This window comes from Streptomyces sp. NPDC059787 (assembly GCF_042732315.1).
GTDB lineage: Bacteria > Actinomycetota > Actinomycetes > Streptomycetales > Streptomycetaceae > Streptomyces > Streptomyces atrovirens.
Genome location: NZ_JBHWHX010000033.1, coordinates 65,624 through 82,517 on the forward strand (window position 1 = coordinate 65,624; position 16,894 = coordinate 82,517).

At 66.6% G+C, this 16,894-nt stretch carries 9 protein-coding genes and 3 pseudogenes; 4 read left to right on the forward strand and 8 right to left on the reverse strand.

Annotated elements, in window-relative coordinates; all coding sequences use genetic code 11:
* Positions 1-279: 279 nt before the first annotated feature.
* The 4 genes and pseudogenes from ACFV5H_RS26945 to ACFV5H_RS26960 all read right to left on the reverse strand — a co-directional run.
* Entirely contained in the window at positions 280-5,037 is a 4,758-nt protein-coding gene (locus ACFV5H_RS26945) for a hypothetical protein (protein WP_385197648.1), read from the reverse strand.
* A 21-nt stretch (positions 5,038-5,058) separates the two neighbouring features.
* A complete protein-coding gene (locus tag ACFV5H_RS26950) occupies positions 5,059-7,989 on the reverse strand; it encodes a hypothetical protein (protein WP_385197650.1) in 2,931 nt (976 codons plus the stop codon).
* 437 nt (positions 7,990-8,426) lie between these two features.
* Positions 8,427-9,527 carry a hypothetical protein gene (locus tag ACFV5H_RS26955; RefSeq protein WP_385197652.1) on the reverse strand — a complete coding sequence of 367 codons (1,101 nt, stop codon included), beginning with the start codon at positions 9,525-9,527 and terminating at the stop codon, positions 8,427-8,429.
* 169 nt (positions 9,528-9,696) lie between these two features.
* Positions 9,697-10,959, reverse strand: a pseudogene (locus ACFV5H_RS26960) (IS1380 family transposase); the annotation flags it as partial.
* Positions 10,960-11,225: 266 nt separating this feature from the next.
* Here ACFV5H_RS26960 and ACFV5H_RS26965 point away from each other — a divergent pair.
* The 3 genes from ACFV5H_RS26965 to rsrA all read left to right on the forward strand — a co-directional run bounded on the left by ACFV5H_RS26965 (position 11,226) and on the right by rsrA (position 13,024).
* Complete coding sequence (locus ACFV5H_RS26965; protein WP_385197653.1) at positions 11,226-11,579, forward strand: hypothetical protein; 354 nt, start codon at positions 11,226-11,228, stop codon at positions 11,577-11,579.
* A gap of 480 nt (positions 11,580-12,059) precedes the next feature.
* On the forward strand, positions 12,060-12,575 hold the full coding sequence (locus ACFV5H_RS26970; protein WP_385197654.1) for an RNA polymerase sigma factor: 516 nt from the start codon (positions 12,060-12,062) through the stop codon (positions 12,573-12,575).
* Between the two features lie 164 nt (positions 12,576-12,739).
* On the forward strand, positions 12,740-13,024 hold the full coding sequence (gene rsrA / locus ACFV5H_RS26975; RefSeq protein ID WP_385197661.1) for a mycothiol system anti-sigma-R factor: 285 nt from the start codon (positions 12,740-12,742) through the stop codon (positions 13,022-13,024).
* 37 nt (positions 13,025-13,061) lie between these two features.
* Here the strand turns inward: rsrA and ACFV5H_RS26980 are convergent.
* Both ACFV5H_RS26980 and ACFV5H_RS26985 read right to left on the reverse strand, forming a co-directional pair.
* Positions 13,062-13,250 (reverse strand): annotated as a pseudogene (locus tag ACFV5H_RS26980) (DDE endonuclease); the annotation flags it as partial.
* A 23-nt stretch (positions 13,251-13,273) separates the two neighbouring features.
* Positions 13,274-13,750: pseudogene (locus ACFV5H_RS26985) on the reverse strand (transposase); the annotation flags it as partial.
* A gap of 67 nt (positions 13,751-13,817) precedes the next feature.
* Between ACFV5H_RS26985 and ACFV5H_RS26990 the strand changes: the two are divergent.
* On the forward strand, positions 13,818-14,192 hold the full coding sequence (locus tag ACFV5H_RS26990; RefSeq protein WP_385197656.1) for a hypothetical protein: 375 nt from the start codon (positions 13,818-13,820) through the stop codon (positions 14,190-14,192).
* Positions 14,193-14,226: 34 nt separating this feature from the next.
* On the opposite strand, the gene istB is transcribed toward ACFV5H_RS26990, so the two are convergent.
* Positions 14,227-14,997 (reverse strand): IS21-like element helper ATPase IstB, encoded by a 771-nt coding sequence (istB, locus tag ACFV5H_RS26995; protein ID WP_385197657.1) that lies wholly within the window; start codon positions 14,995-14,997, stop codon positions 14,227-14,229.
* On the reverse strand, positions 14,994-16,412 hold the full coding sequence (istA, locus tag ACFV5H_RS27000) for an IS21 family transposase (protein WP_385197658.1): 1,419 nt from the start codon (positions 16,410-16,412) through the stop codon (positions 14,994-14,996). The genes istB and istA overlap by 4 nt, the downstream gene beginning before the upstream one ends.
* Positions 16,413-16,894 lie beyond the last annotated feature (482 nt).

Here is a 16,894-nt window from a genome sequence, read left to right on the forward strand (position 1 = left end):
GGACCAGGAAGGAGAAGACCGGCAGCACTCCGGGCCCGTGGAGCCCGGCGCACTCGCGGCGTCACGCGACGGCCCACCTCGAACGGCCCGAGGATATTACGGGCGAACTGCCGCGCAGGTCAGCCACCGAATCCCGCTGACGAATCGAGGCTAGGTGTGGAGGGCGACCCATAGGTTTGCCGTGTCTGGGTCCTGCGCCAGCACGATGACTTCAGCGATTCTGCTCATGTCCGGGAGTGTCAGCGCCGGTCCTGGATCCGCCAACCGGGATTTGGCATGTCAGCGCGGGTCAGCGTGAGGGAACCCGCCGAACCCGCCACCGTGGTGGCCCGGCCCATGGTGGTCGTGGCCGTGGTCTCCATCCCCGTCATGGCCGCCGCCCGGGCCACCCGGGCCGCCCGGGCCGCCCGGCCTCCGTGCGAAGGTGACCGTGTCGCAGTAGATCACCGGCCCGGGTGTGGTGGGTGGGGTGGGGCTGTCGGGAGGGATGCCCTCGGTTTCGAGGACCATCAGGCGCAACGGGCCGCGACGCCCGCGCGGTATCGGGAGCTGGCCCGTGAAGAAGGGGGTTCGGGAGGACTCCGCGTCGACGGAGGTGAGTTGGACGGTGGTGTCTTCGAGGGTCGCCCAGCCGAGGTCATCGTCGTCGACCAGGCTGTTCCGGCGTTGCAGCGTGGCGGTGATCCGCGGCGGCGGGGAGTCGGAGGGGTCCCAGGAGGGCCCGGTGACACTGACCGACAGCGGATCGCCGGGCGTGACCCTCAGTTGGCGGTCGGGCAGGGTGCGCACCAGGTCGGCGAGCACGACCTCCTTGGAGATCTCCGCTCCGGGGATGGAATCCGGCTGGTAGCGGACCAGAGCGAGCCGGACGAAGGGCAGGCATGCGTCCCCGGTATCCAGGTCCAGGTCGAAGAACCAGCGGCCGGCCTTGTTCTCGTCCTCGCCGGGCTCCGGCGTGCCGGCTTCGAACTGCGGGCTGAAGCCGACGACCGTGACCGGGAGGGTGGTTCCCGACGGCGTGGGGAGGAGGAGCGGGCCGGACCGTCGCACCGCGTTGGTGAACATCTCCGGGGTCGGCGCGAAGACTGGCGCGGAACGGTGGATGGGGTCGCGGCCCATCAGGGTGACCAGGGAGTCCCGCGCGGACTTGGGGTCGCCTCCCGGCGGTTCGCCGATGACGACGCCGAGCAGTTCGCCGTCTCCGGACGAGAACCAGGGGCGGTCCACGTACACCCGGATTCCGCGACCGCGCCGCTGGTGGACGATGGGACCGGGCGGCCCGCCGACGTGCTCCAGGGTGAGCGTGGGCACGCAGTACAGCAGTCGCGGAGCCATCGGGGACTCGCTGCTCGGCACCGAGTATTCCTGCGCCTCTCCCTCCACGGTCAGCACGTTCTTGCCGGGCGTGGCGAACTGTGGTGGGAAGTAGTCGGCGAACTTGCTGCCAGCCACCGGGTGGTAACGCACCGTCCGGTGTTTGGTGTCGCCGAACTCGTGTTTCGCGGGGACGGGCGGGAGCGGGTGTGGCTTGTTGCCCTGGTTGCCCTGAGGGTTGTCCGGGGTCGGGGGGTTGTCTGGGTGTGCCGCCGCGGCCGCGGCCTCCGCTTTCGCCTTGTCCTCGGCCGCCTGGGTGCTGAAGCTCAGAACGCCGTTCTGGAGGAGGTAGGGTTCGGTCCCCGGGACGCCGTTCAGGCTCGCCCTCGCCGTCAGCAGGTCGAAGACCGGGGCGGTCATCTCACGGCTCTCGCGGCCCCCGGCGCCGTCCGTCACCTCGGTCCACTCGGCGATCAGGTCGATCCGGTCCGTACTGTCCTCGTCCAGCGCGACGGAACCGGCGAGATGCTCGGCGGTCGCTCCGTGTGCACGCGGGGTCGCCGGGGTCATCAGCGTCAACACCGGTGATTTCAGTGGCTGTTGGACCGCGTGGACGAGTCTCAGTTCCTGCCAGGGGGTGAACATCCAGTGCCGGCTGGCTGCGGCCAGCGCCAGCTTGTCGTCGGTTCTCCGTGCCTCCGTCGCCCTTCTTGCAGCCGCGTCCCCCTCCGTCTCCGACGCGAGCCTCGGTACCGACTCCTGCTGTTGACGGCACCACCCGGCCATGCCCATGATTTTCTCGTCGAAGTCGATCCTGGAGCACACCCGGGCGGTCGCCACGGCGCCCTTCGGCAGGGAGACGGTCAGCACCCGGGATGCCTCGTCGAAGCGCGGCGGCGCGGTACCTTCGGCCAGCCGCAGCCTCAGGGATTGCGGCCGGTGCCAGACATCGCCGTCCCAGGGGACCGGGAAGGGCTCCCCGGCGGGCATCCCCGGCAGGTCCAGGAATACGGCTCCCGTGGACAACGGATCGGGGAGGTAAGGTAGTTCGACCTGCTCGCCCGTGTGCAGAACGGTGTTCGCCGGGTTCTTGGGGTCCGCCGCCGGCGACTTGATCGTCTCAACCTGGATGTCCGGCTGGGACGGGGAGGTGTCGCTCAGCGAACCGCTCTCCCGTACAGCCAGGTCGTAGACCGCGTTCTGGACGTTGCGGTCCGTGGAGCCGATGGCATCGTCCAGCAGGCCATGCCACTCGATGCACCGCAGTGACGCCTTCGGTGCCACCACATGGCGTTCGTCCGTGCCCCGGTACGGGAGGTGTCCTTCCGCGGTGACCAGTGACGATCGGTTGAAGTCCGCGGCGTACTGCTCAGCCGTCCGGCCGGCTCCGGTACTCGCCACGGTCCCGGTACCGGTGCCGCAGTCCACGGCGAAGCCTCTGTTGCGGCCGAGTTTGGTGAGGGATGTGCAGCCAGGGATGCCGTCAGCACCGCTGCCCGTGAAGCCCTGGGCGCGCTGCTCCTCCGCGTAGGCGGTCCTGGTCTCGTTGCCGAAGATTCCGTCCGCGCCGTGGGGGAGGGAGCGGCCGTTGTCCAGGAGGGCCTGCTGGACGATGCGTACCTCGTCGTTGGTCTTGCCGAACTGGACATTGGCCAGGTGGACCGTGACTTGTGTTCCGGCTCCGGCCGGGGGTGGGCCGGCCCCCGGGCTGCTCCGGATGACCATCCGGAAAGGCGAGGCGCCTTCCCCGAACGGGAATCTGGGCACCACAACGGGCGCCAGGACGGGCTCGAACCTCTGGAAGGTCAGCAGCCCGGCTTCGTCGGGGAGCATCAGGGCTTCCCTGTCTTTCAGGCCATCGGGGGCCGCTCCATCCGTGCCTCTGCCCGCCAGGTCGACCAGGGCGTCGGCCTCCGTCACGTCCAGGCCGTTTCCCGCGAGGTCCACGGTGCGCAGCCGTACCCGGTACTCATGGCCGAACCGTAGCTTGGGCAGGCTGCCGGGCCGCACCTTGGGCGTGATTTCCAGGGGCAGTTTCGTCTCCGCCTGGTTCTTGAGCGGCACCGGCTTGTTGGGGGGCCGGCCGTCCTCGGCCGAACCGTCGTCGGTGTCCAGCACCAGGCCCGGCCGGGGCGCGGAGAGCGACCATCCCTCCCAGGTGATCAGCTGCTCGGGTACGTAGAGGTGGTCGGGATTCACGGCGTCGCGGGGTGGTGTGGCCAGGTGGGCCTGGAAGAAACCCTCGTCCGAGGCCGTGAGCAGGACCGGTCCGCCGCGCGCCTGCCGGTACTCCACCTCGCGCTCGTGCAGCGAGAACCACTGACGTCGTGTCTCGTCCCAGATGTCGAGCCGGTGGCCCCGGATCAGGTTCTGGGCGAACAGCTCAGGGGCGGGTACCTCATCCTCCGCGGCGTGCGGGACGGCGGCTCCCGGATTCTGCGGGTCGGGCGTCGAACCTTGTGCTCTCTGCTGATCGACCACGCGGGTGAACGCCACGTCGTGCTCGGCTGCCCGCGCGAAATCCTGCTTGAGGGTGCCCAGCCGGTCGTTCCTGACCAGGCAGAGCCCATGGGTCCGTACCGGGGCGAGTCCGGTGGCGTCCTCGGCGGGCGCGATCATCTTGCCTGCGGCGGCGTCGATGTCAGCCGGCTCAACGGTGAATTTTCCCTTCAGCTCCACCAGGCCGCGGGACGGTGACGTCAGCGGGCCGTTGGTGACGGCCGAGGCCCGGGAGGCGAAGGCGCGGAGGTCCGGGAGGAAGACATAGCGCGTGCGAGGGGAGACGTTGTGCGACCCCTTCGTGCCCTTGCCGAGTTCCGGCGTCCAGTGGGGGGTCACCTTCAGGAACCGCTCGCCCGAAGAGACGGGGAGCAGGTCGGCCGGCAGGAGGAAGTCCAGAACGAGTCCGAGTCGCCGCAGCAGCGTGGGGTGATCGCCGAGCCAGGTGAGCATCTCGTGGAAGTCGGGATCGTGCTTCTTCGGTGGTGGCGGCGGCGGCGGCTCTTCACCGGTGACGGTGGGCGGCCTGTTGAGCTCGATCGTATGGAAGCTGTGCAGATCCGCGAGCTCCGGAGGCATCGGCATTTCGTCCTCCGGGGACGCCGGGGGCTCGTCGCCGGACGCCGGGGGCACGTCCCCGGGCCCCGTGCTCCCGGTGGCTCTTAGGGCATCGCTCGTTCCGGGATCGCCGGTCGAGCCGTCGCTCGATGGGCGCATCAGGTGCCTGGTGGGGGGTGGTGTCTCAGGTGAATTCATGGCCGCTTCGGCGTACTTGCCCTTGGTGAAGCCGCTGACCCGCTGAGTGGAGTAGGTCTCGCACGCCTGGTCCGTATGCCGTTCGAAGACGTAGGTATCGAGCGGCGTCTCCCCACTGAAGAGGCTCTTCCACAAGTTCACATCAGGGAGCGGGTCTTGCGGCTTCAGCCCGATGACGAAGGGCGTCGAAGGGGCAGGCGTGTCGGAGGTCTCGGAGACTTCGTCGGTCGTGGGGGGCTCGGAGGTGCCCTCTGCGGTGGCAAAATCAAAAGTAGCGGGCGTGATCTTGTCTGGCCAGTGGACGAAATCGGGGAAGTGGGGGGCCAGCGTGGCGCGCTTCGTCTGGTCGTCGGACGGGGCCGGCCCCATCAGCCGCGGAGCGATGAACACCGACACCTTGACGTGCCTGCCGTCGTCCGACAGTCCGGCCGGGAGAACGGTCCAGTTGATCTGCTGTTCGAAGTCCATGGTGGTCTCCACGCGGCTCGCTCACGCGGCGTACGCCGCGCAGTACTCCGGCCAGTCCTGATCCTTCGAGAAGCATTGGGCGAACGTCGGGTCGCCCGGTGCGCCGGCGAAACTCCGCTCCATTTCGAGTTGGACGGACTTGCTGAAGAAGGCGATCCGTACGCTGACCGTGAGGGTGCCCCTGCCGCGGACCACCGACTGGTGGGTCTCTTTGTTCTTCTCGTAGGTGAGCTCCAGATAGAACTCGACGGACACCGTCACGATACCCAGCACCGTAAGGAAGCCGTTGCACCGCAGGTAGCCGCTGAGGGAGACCGCGTTTTTGTCGAGCTGGAAGCGGATGCCCGCCATGATCGACACCCCGCCGCTGGCGACGCCGAGATCCAGCGCCGCTGCGCCACCGAACTCGATGGATCCCTCGATCTCCTGTACACCGCTGGCGTCCACTAGCATGGAGAAGTAGCCACCGCCACCGAACAGGGAGACCGCGACGTTGAAGGGGTGCACCCGCTCGGAGACCGAGAAACGGAACGCGACCGGCTTGCCGTCGAAAGGGATCACCAGCTCGGCCGACAGGGTGACGTTCGACAGGGTGAAGACGCCGAGGCCGATGGCCGGAAGGGCGAATTTGTAGCCGGCACGGAGGCCGGTGGTCTGGACGTCTATGAACGCGCCGGAACCGAAGGCATCAGCGGGCAGCGCGCTGCGGAGGGAATTGATGAACTCCAGCGCACTGCTGAACTTCAGCTTCACACCGGAGGCCGTCACCTCGGGCTTCTGCCCTGGGCTGGTCTGGAACTTCAGCTCGTCGAATTCCACTCGGGCGATGTCAGAGAAGTCCAGCGCGAAGTGGCTCAGGCTGCCCTGCACCGTGGACTTCCCGACGGCGTCCGTCGAACGGACGGTCCGGGCATCCAGGATCAGCGAGGCCTTGGACACGTCGAGGAGGGCGGTCGGGTCCACCCCACCACCTGCCGTCGTCGGCCGTTCCAGCGGCGGCTTCCACACGTACCGCAGTTCCTTGCCCTGTTGTCCGTCCATCAGGTCGCGTATACGCAGCACGGGCGCGGGCAGCTGCCTTCGAGGGTTGTCCAGAATGTCCTTGATCTGGTTGTCGTCGAGCTGCTGCAGTGCGTCGAGTTGATCCTTGACGAGGCCCTTCAGGTATGTGCTGAGGTCGATACCGAGCAGCTGGGCCCCGCCGAAGGCATCCCTGATGGTTTTGATGGGTGCCGCATCGAGGACTGCGCCGGTGGTGGGGTCCGTCTTGATGACGTCCGGGATGACGCCTGCCCGGCTGGTGATCGTCTTCACCGCGGAATTCGGGCTGGAGAGTCCACCGGCTTGCTCGGCTCCGAAGGTGAGGCTGAGCGGCCTTTGCAGATCCAGGTACGCACCCGCCGGATGTCCCTGCATCGTCTGCTGCAGATAGGTGGCGTTGAACTTGACCTCGAGATCCCCGGCGTTCGGGGTAAACTGCTCGACGGCGGGGACGCGTACCGCTGCGGCGGAAACGTAGGGCTGGCCCACCACAGGGGTGCCATCTCGAGTGTCGAGCGCGAAGGCGCCGAGCCCGAAGGTGAGGGTCCCGACCGCATGGCTGGTGCTGCCGAAAGCGCCTGCGGGCGGCTCCGCCATGGCCATCACTTGACCATGTATCTCCCGCCTCAGGCGCTTCTCCATCATTGCCTTCATTTCTTCTGTTGGCGTCGCCGGGTTGTACAGCCTCGTCAACTGCTCCTGTTCATCGGTCAGTCCGTCGGGCACGAACACCAGAGGCATGGTGAAGCTGACCTTGCGCCCCTCCGCGTCTGTGCCGATCAGGGTGAAATCAAAGTCCTTACCGGAGTCCTCGAGGTTCACCCAGAAAGCCACGTTTTGCGGGTTTTCCGTCCGAGTCTGGATCAGTGGGGTGACCCGGTCCGTGATGCGCAGCGTGCGGAACGGCATTTCGCGTCCTGCGTGCTGGAAGCCGGTATGAGCTCCGTACTCGACCTCCGGCTGCTTGACGACGATGTACTGCTCCTTGTGCAGGTACGCGACGATTCCGTCGTCCGCACTCGCGATGAACCACCGCCTGGTTTCCGTCACGAGGAGGGACTCGTGACCGGTCGACAAGCTGCCGTGTATCACGACGCGGACGTACTGGTCACGCCCCAGTCCCGTGATGTGGTCGTACGCCACCACATTGGGGAAGTGACGCCCGACCTTCCTGTACCGTTCCCGCTCCTCGGGGGTATTCGGCGGACTGCCCCATAGGCCGTGCAGGTGGACCGAGGAGCCCTGAGGCGTCACGATGAACTGCTCGGCATGCAACGGCGCGCTGGGTACATCGATCGGCACGTCGCCAGGCGGGACCAACTCGACCCGGCTGCTGAGGGTGACGAGGTCCGCCATGTTGTCGGCAGTGATCGGACTGTTCCCCGGCGGTGCCCCCCGGTCCCTGGCCGTCGCAAAGGCCCGCAGCCGCACGTCGCCGTCCCGTTCACCGTGCAACTGCAACCGGGCGTGCCACAACGCGGTCCGGCCGTCGGCCTGTTGGGATTGGGGGCGGCCGACCCAGTCCACGGGGTCGTCGTAGGAGAGGAACAGCCGGGTGGGGAACTCGATGACGCTTCGGGGAAGGCCCTGGAAGACCGTCGTTCCCGGCGTGTCCGGGCTCTGTGGGCCAACGACGGGCACCGTCATGGGCACCAGGCGCGCCCAGCCGAGCAGCGCGTCCAGCGACAGGTCCAAACTGTCGATGTTGTCCGGCACCAAGAAAGCCAGACGGGTCGAGCCGGCGGTGACTGCCTTCATGGAAGCAGTGACCTTCAGATTCAGGGGGACCTCTTCCAGCACATGCTGCGGCGGCAGCCCCGCGAGGACGAACGCGGGCTGCGCCCGGTCCTTGCGCACCAGGCGGCGGCCGTCGAAGCGCAAGTTGACCAGGGCGATGTCGACGACGAGCATGTCCGCCGGCCGCACCACCCGGAACGGCCCCTCCGCAACGTCCACCTCGTGCGGCGGCTCAGGTTCCGGGGGCCGGTCGGGGCCGGGAAATGACCCCGGGCCTGGATGCGGACCAGGACCATGAGGCCGGCCGTGCGGCCGGCCGCCGAATCGCCTGCCGCCGAACCTTTCGCGGCCGCCCCGGTCGCCGTGGTCATCGTGCTGGCCATCACCGGGATGGTTGCACAGCTCTTCCCCGAGCCTCAGAGAAACAGGACGCCGGATACGGAAAGACATGAGGAACGCCTCACCCGAGCTCATGAAACTGGTGAAGGGTCATGCGAGGAACGAGGTGCGCCGTAGGCACCTTCACCTCTCTTCCATGCTCACTCCGGTGACGGACTCCCGCCACTGGGGGCGGAACGGGCAGCTCCCGATACCGGAGCTTCCGCTACGGGTCAAGGAATGCCAAGGAAATTGAGGAGGGTCCGGCGCACCATAAACGACATCGCGTTGTGGCGGTCGTTCAGGTTCAGCAGGTTCTGCCAAACGACGAGGAATTGCTGGCCGGTGTCGTTGTGGGAGAGGATGGTCGCCTCGGAGGCGACTACTCCCCCGGCACTGAGGGGCCCCAGTCCAATCTTCGAATGAGTGATCGTGAAACCTGCGCCGAGGCCGTTGAGGCCCGGACGGGCTCCCGTGGTCATGAAAGAGCGGTCACCGACGGACTGGGCGTCGGCCAGGAGGTCACGCATTTCGGAGGCAATACCGTCAACGCTGCGCGAGTCCAGTGTTGCGCCTTCGATGAGCAGTGCGAGGAACCGCGCCATATCGATGGTCGTGGTCGCCTGAGCTGAGTCGCCGTCATTCATCGAGGGCACCCGCACGGCAGGGAAGGGATCGGGAGGACCGGGCTTGAACGTCCCGGCCAGCCAGATGCCCCGATTCGCGGTCTGGTCGAAGAGGCCGGCATTTACCAACAGCCCATTGATCCAGCTGTACCCGAGCGCTTTGATCGTGGCAGCGGCTTCATCGTTGTTGCTGGGTACGATCATGCCCCGCACGTGTGCCGCAAAATCGGGGCTGAACGACACCAGGCATCCGCCACTCGCGAGGCCCTGCGGGGAATCGAAGATCCTGGGGTACTTGGGCACGCGCATCTGCTCGGTGATGCTCGGTTCGCTCAGGAAACGCGGGGAGGCTGTCTGGATGTTTGCGTTGAAAGCCGACTTCAAGTCGTTGAACACCACGTTCGCCGAGCAGTCGCCTTCGGTGACGGCGAAATCGGAAGCGCTCTGCCGCAACTCGAAGGCGGCGAGCATGGCCGCGACCTTCAGCAGGCTGCCCGAGAAATGCATCTCCCTGTCACGGAAACCGGCATAAGCGAAGGACGGGGAGGTACTGGTCGGGTTCCGGACCGCCACCACCGAGATGGGGCATTTCAGGTGTACACCCAAGGCGGGAAACGTAAGGCCCGTCTGCGCCTGTGCTGCTGTCAGCGCCGCACTCATCCCCAGGTCTGGCGTCAAAAGATCTGGCAAGGGGTTGGGAAAAAGCATTGATGCCTCCTCATCGCCCTCCCCTCAATTATCTGCGCACGTGACGATCGTAATAACCCCTCGGCCGGGCTGCAAAAGCAGCTCAACTCTGCCCTAGCCTCGATCTTTCTTGAGGGTTCGCCGACGGAGTCGGTGGACCCTTTCGCTTTCCGGAGCTGATGGTGGGCAGGCCGGCTGCGGAGAACAGGCGGAACCGCAAGCGACGCGGTTCCCAGAGCCTCGCCCGGCCGGTCAGCGCGAGCATGGGCATCCAGGCCAGCAGGTCGAGCGCGATCTGGACGATCTCCATCCAGACCCGGTTCTGGGCGGTGTCGTGCAGGGGCAAGTTGCGCAGGCCGGTGGCCCGGGTGACCCTGATCCGGTCCTCGGCCCGTGCCCGGAGCCGGTGACGCAGCTCGAGCTCGGCGATCGGCCGGTCGGTGGTATTGGTCGCGAAGCACGTGATCCGCATGCCGTCCGCATCCGTGATCCTCAACTGGGCGCCGGGATGGGGCCGTTCCTTTCGCACGATGAGCCGCATGCCCTTGGGCCGGCCGTGAAGGAGCTTGCCGGTGAGCTCGGCGACCCAGGCCCCGTCCCGGGCCTCACCGTCGGCCTCGACGGCCGCCGTCCAGGCCGAGGCGGGGACCTTCAGCACGTGTTCGTGGATCGCTTCGGTGACCGTCATGCCGACCGAGTAGGACAGCCATCGGCCCCGCTTCGCGAGCCAGGACACGAAGTCGTGGGTGCCGCCGGCGGAGTCCGTGCGGATCAGCGTCTGCCGCCCTCGCCGGTAGCGCTTGGGCAGCTGGGCCAAGGCCAGCTGGACGGTGGTGATGTGGTCGGCTGCCGTGTTGGAACCCGCGTTCCCCGGCCGGAGAAGAGCGGCGACGGGCTCTCCGGTCCCGCCCCGTCCATGGTCGACGAAGGCCGTCAGCGGATGGTGGCCGTAGGTCTTCTTCCAGGTCGCGGCCGCGTCCTGTTTGTCGGAATGCGCGATCACCAGGACGCCGTCGAGATCGACCGTGACCTGACCATCGGCGTCCGGGGCGCTCTCGCCGGCCAACGACCAGACCAGCCTGCGGACTTCGGACCGTGCGGACCGGACAGCCCGCAGGGCTTTCTCGCCGGAGGCTGCAAGGGTGTCGATCAGGCGGGAGACGGTCGGATCGGAGGCGACCGGGCCGAAGACGGCCGGCTCACACCGCAGCATGGCGACGTCCGCGAGGCAGTCCCCGCCCAGCGCGACCGCCAGGGCGACGTCCAGCAGGATCTTGCCGGGATCGTGGACGGCCCGCGGTTTGCGCCACGGAGCCAGAGCTGCGGATATCGCCTGGTCAAGGCCCGTCTTGCGGACCGTCTCCAGCAGCAGGACCGCACCGGCCTGCGAGACCACCTGCCGACCGTCCCCCTGAACACGGACCCGTGGGTACGACGAGATAGGCTCTCTCACCTGGAAAGTGCTCTTTTCCTTGCAGCCAACAGGACCCTCAGCAAGTCCTATCGTTGCAGGTCAAGGGCACTTTCCGTGTTTCTGATCAGCTCTTGGACAGCCCACCTCGTGAAAGCCCGAGGTTAGCTGGAGAGACCGACTAACCGTTACGACCTCTGGTCTGTTGACTGCACCAAGTCGGTGATCCGCTGGTGCTCCAGCTGGTGGATGCTGAGGATCTCTGCATGTCCTCGTTTCATGGAATGTCCTCCGTACATCGGGATCTGATGGACGTCCGCGGTCGGCTGCCCTCGGTGGGTGCGGTGGTGAAGGGGGTGAGACCCTCGCTGCCCTGGTTCGTGGTCGACGCGGCCGACCGGGAGGTCGAGCCGGTGAGCCGGTACCTGCGGGACCTGGCACTTGGCGACGCGAGTGCCCTGTCGTGCCGTAGCTACGGGTACGACCTGCTGCGCTGGTTCCGGCTGCTGTGGGCGGTGGATGTCGGCTGGCTGCGGACGGCGCCGAATCCTCAGCGCCGTCGCTCGCGGCCGGACTTGATGCCCGCGGGCGTGGTCAACCCGAAGACGGGCAAGGCCACGTTGCGGGATGGGTACGCGCCGACGACGATCGCGCACGCGTAGAAGCCGTGGTGCACGGCTTCTACGCCTTCCACCAGCATGCGGACCGTCCATCAACAGCAAGTTTTTCAGATTTTTGGCGGCGCCATTCAACCTTTCTGTCGCCGCAGCCCTGTGGTGGGTGAAGCCGCTGTAATGGACCGCGGCATGAGGCAGTCGGAGTCGGCCGGTGAGCGCTGTACATCTGGTAGCGGTAGGGAGCCCGGTGCTGGTGGTGTTGGTGGGACTGCTCGTGCGTCCCCGAGGAGGACGTTCCAATTTGTGGGACGTCCTGCACGAACTCGCTCGCGGGCGGGGAGTTGTGGGACTGGAGCGGGAGCGCCGGGCCACCCTGGAAGTGATGCTCGAATGCCTTCCGGACGGCCGCTTCCAGATCGAGGATTCACGTGGACGTCACGGAGGACACCGTGCCGTGATCAATCGGGGAGCAGCCGAGGACGGGCCCCGTGCCTGAAGGCGCGGCCAGAGGGGAGGGGCCACCACGTGCAGCCGGTACCCGAGGAGGAATTTCATGCATTCTTCACCCGCTGGGAGCCTCAAGTCCGACGCTTCTTGATCTGGCTGGAAGGCGATCTCAGCGTGATCGACGATGCAGCACAGGAAACCATGATCAGCGCCTTCCGGTACTGGGGGCGTGTCTGTGCGCTCGAGACTCCACGGGCCTGGCTGTTCAAGATCGCCGGGCAGCGTCTGAGTGATGCCCAAGAAGCCCGGCGACGGCATGGAATGTGCACTGACCCGAGCAGGTTCCCAGATCAGCCGAGCCCTCGAAACGCAATCGCGTTGCGTGAAGACCAACTCGCCATCCTGGACGCCGTGCGCAAGTTGCCACCGCAGCAGGCCATCGCCATCGCGCTCCAGCTTCAGTACGATCTGCCGCTGAGCGAAATCGCAGACATCATGGGCGTTACCACCGGCTCGGTCAAATCCCACCTGCATCTCGCCCGCACCGGTCTCAGAGATCTGCTGGGCGAGGCGGAGGACGGTGAGCGCAGATGACGATCGACGAACGCCTCAGCGCGGCAGCCTCGGCAGTCGGTGAACTCTGGGCGGAGTCCGCCGCAACCGAAACTCGCTACGCACATATGCGCTCACGCCTCTACGACGATGCGGCAGAGGACACGGGTACTGCCTCGGAACCGGAAGAGGCGGACGACCTTGACATGGACTGTGCTGATTTCCTTGATCGTCTCTACGAGTTCCTCGACGGCGAGTTGTCCGCGAGCGATGCCGAGAGGTTCGCTGCGCATCTCGACGAATGCTCGTCTTGTCTGGAGAAGTACGGCATGGAGCAGGCGGTCAAGCGTCTGATCAAGCGTGCCTGCAGCCACGACGATGTGCCTATCGATCTGAGGGCGAAGGTCATGGGCCGGATCGAGCTGATCCGACGGGGAGGGGTCACCAGCCATGACTCCTCGCACCAAGACGTTACGGCGTCAGAGCAGTGAGGTCGCGGCAGTACCTGCGCGACTTGGTGCAGAGAAGGATAAGGTCGCGGTAGTCCTTCCAGGAGAAGCTTTTGCGTCCGTCGGGCCGGGCATCGGGACAGGGCCGGTAGATCAACCGGGAAGGTTCGCTGGCCTTGTAGCAGGCCAGGGCGGCGACCGATAAGCGGCGGCGGGAGCGGCCTCGGACGCGGATCACGGGGGTGTGGCCGCGGCGGGGCCAGGTCATGTCCCTTGTCGTGGTGTAGGCGATCAGTCGTTTGACGTGGCGGGCAGGACGGTCGTGTCGTCGGTGTGGAGGGCGTTCATGCTTTCGTTGGAGAGGTAGCGGCGGGGGAAGGTGATCCATTCGTCGTGGAGTTCGGCGAGGACCGCGGTGGCCAGGCGGAGGACGGCGGGCGGGTTCGGGAAGACCTGGACGACGTCGGTGCGGCGTTTGATCTCCCAGTTCAGCCGCTCGAGCGGGTTGGTGGACTGGATCTTTTTCCAGTGCTGGTGGGGGAAGTCCGCGAACGCGGTCAGGTCCTCCTTGGCCTCCAGCAGCATCTCTTTGACCTTGGGGAACTGGCGGCCGAGCATCTCGGCGACGGTGTCGAGCTGGGTGCGGGCCGCGTCCGCGGTGGGCTGGGCGAAGATGGTGCGGATCGTCGCGGCGACCATCTCCGCCGAGTGTCGGCGTACGGGCTTTTCTCCCCAGTTGCGTACGGACGAACGTCCCCAGCTCTGGCCGCGGGTGGCGGCAGCACGGCAGAGGATCTCGGTTGAGATCGATGCTCCGACCAGGGACACTCGCGCGATGAGCCCCAGCACATCGTCTGAACCGATCGAGCGCGGGTGGGACGAGCCCTGGTATCGGGTCCGTATGGAAGGTTTCGAAGCGTCGTTCCTGCCTAGCGACGGCGAGGACTTGGACGAGGTCTGCAACGTCGATGTCCTCGTGACTCTGGAGAATGGATCTCGTTGGACTGCGACCGTGTTCACCGTCGCGGAAGTCGAGCGCCTGATGAAGCTCTGGGCAGGGACCGACGAGGCCCTCGGGGGCCGGTACTTCTGGGTCTCGGACGGCCTGATCGTCAGGGATCCCGGCATCGACAGCATGACCGGCGTGATCGCCGGCCTGATCGAGAACAGCGAGTTCTCCGAGATCTTTCAACGGGTGATCAACGACTGATCAAGTGTTCGTCCGCTGGAAACGACGTGGGTGGTCAGGCTACGTCGTTCTCTCGCTCGATCGCCTTGAGGCGGTTCTTGAGCCGGTAGCTGGGGCCGTTGATGGAGATCACTTCGCAGTGATGGAGGAGGCGGTCAAGGATGGCGGTGGCGAGGACCTCATCGCCGAAGACCTGGCCCCATTCACTGAAGGTCTTGTTCGAGGTCAGGATGATCGAGCCCTTTTCGTAGCGCTTGGAGATGACCTGGAAGACCAGGTTCGCCTCGGCGCGTTCGAGGGGCTGGTAGCCGACCTCGTCGACCACAAGGACGCTGGGCCGCAGGTAGGTGCCGAGCTTGTTCGTCAGACGGCCTGCGGCCTCGGCGGCTTTGAGGTTGCGGACCATGTCGTCGAGGCTGGTGAAGTAGATCGAGTAACCGGCCCGGCAGGCCGCAACCGCCAGGGCGACGGCGATGTGCGTCTTGCCGACCCCGGGCGGCCCGAGCAGGGCGGCGTTCGCCTTGCCGTCGACGAACGAGAGGGTGGCGAGGTCCTTGACCTTGCGCGGGTCCAGGTCGGGCTGGAAGGAGAAGTCGTACTCGTCGAGCGTCTTGTGGTGTGGCAGCTTTGACAGTCGCAGGCCCTGACGGAAGCGGCGGTTGTCACGGACGGCCAGTTCCTCGGACAGGACCAGGTCGAGAAAGTCGAGATAACCCATCTTCCCCTCGTCGGCCCGCTGGGTGTACTCGTTGATCGTTTCGGCCAGGTGGGGCAGGCCGAGCTTGCCGGCCGTGTTGCGGATGCGGGTGGAGACCAGCTCGCTCAAGACGTTTCCCTCGTGCTCGGACGGGTGATGAAGGGACGGGTGCCGGTCAGTTCGTCATAGACCGACAGCGGCCGGCGGCCGACCTCGATGCGGGTGGCCGCGGCCCGGTTCAGCAAGGCCTGCAAGGGGCCGGCCTCCTCGCCCCGAGGACGCTTCTGGCGAGGGTGGGGCGGGACATCGCCGGTGGTGGTGCGGCGTCCCTTGCCGGTGGGCAGACCATCCCAGTGAGTCTCATCGACGACGCGGGCCCCGCGGCCGATCGCCCGCGGGTGGGTGGCCAGCAGCGTCTCGCCACCGGCGTCGGCGATGGTGGAATGCAGCATGACCTGCGATTTTGTGGCCCGGATCTCCACCAGCTGACGCGGTCGGACCCTGCGGGCGGGCACCGAGTAGAGGTTGCCGCCGAAGGCGACCAGGCAGTCCTTGCCGACCGGCCGCAGATGCCGCTCGGCCACCAGATACGGCGTCTCCGGCAGCGGTTTGAGTGCGATGTGGTCGCGGGCCGCCCGCTCTCCGATGACCTGCTGGTGAGTCCTGTGGGCCTGAGCCCGCCGCTGCGGCACCCAGGCGGCGAAGGCGGCGTCCATCTCCTCAATGGAGGAGAAGGACCGGCCGGACAGGACGTGGTCACGGACGATGAGGACTTGGCGTTCGACGCGTCCTTTGCCGGTGGGCCGGTAGGCGGCCAGGACGTCGATGTCGAAGTCGTAGTGGCCGGCGAACCCGACCGCTTCCGGATGCAGCGGGACCGCCTCGCCCGGAGCGACGTGGCGGCGGACGACGGTCTTCGTGCGGTCGTAGACGATCGTCATCGGGACGCCACCGAAGTGGGCGAAGGCCCGGCGGTGGCAATCGAAGAACGTCTGCAAGTCCTGGCTGGTGGTGAAGCAGCAGAACGGGTCGCGCGAGTACGACAGCGTCATGTGGAACGAGTAGACCTTCGGGATCCCCATGTGGGCGAGGAGCTTGCCCTCGTCACCCCAGTCGACCTGGGCCTGGGCGCCGGGGACCACCTCGAACCGGCGGTGCATGCCAGCGAGTTCCTTCGGGGTGATCCCGAGCTCCTCGGCGATGCGAGGCCGGGCTTCCTGGACGTAGAGCTTGACGCGCTGGTAGCTGCCGGTGAACCCGTACTCCGCCACCAGCCGCCCGTGGATCACCGCCGCTTTCATCAGAATCTCGGCCCGCAGCATCGAGTCGACCAGCGGTGCGAACTCGTCGATCACCCTCGCCTTCGACCGGCCGTTCGGCGACCGCCGTGGCGGGGTCGCCGGCCCCGGTGCCGACAGATACTTGCGGACCGTCTTCCGGTCCAGCCCGGTCTCCCGGGCCACCTCCGACAGGCTGATCGCCCCGGACTCCAACAGGCTCCGGAAGCGACGCAATTCCAACCAACGATGCGGATCCAGGACCACCGTCGACCGCCTTCCGCCGCCTCTCACCGACCAAGCAGCAGAGTGCCGAGCAACAGGTCTCAACGCATCAGCAACTGTCCCTTTTCATCCGTACGCGGGTGGGGACGTTCACGTGTACGCCGACACCGAGCCTTTCGGGATGACGGCGAAGACGTTGCGGACGAAGTGAAGCCGTAAGGAATCAACATGGTGTTTCCCCTCTTTCCGCGACGAATTTGAGTATGTCGGCGGCCGTGGCGAATCGTCGTTCGGCGGGTGTCACGACGTATTGATCCTGGTCGAGGAGAGGCTGGACGTCCTCGATGGCGTTGCGGATGGTGCCGCGGCTGACGCCGAACACGGCGGCCAGGGCCTGTTGGTCGCATAGACCTCGTTGGGAAAGGACAGTGAGCCTTTTCCATCTTGATCAGGTGGCAAGTTCGAGGGCGACGACGGCACGGACGACGGCGGTGATCCGGGTGGTGCTGCAACGGAGCCTCCGC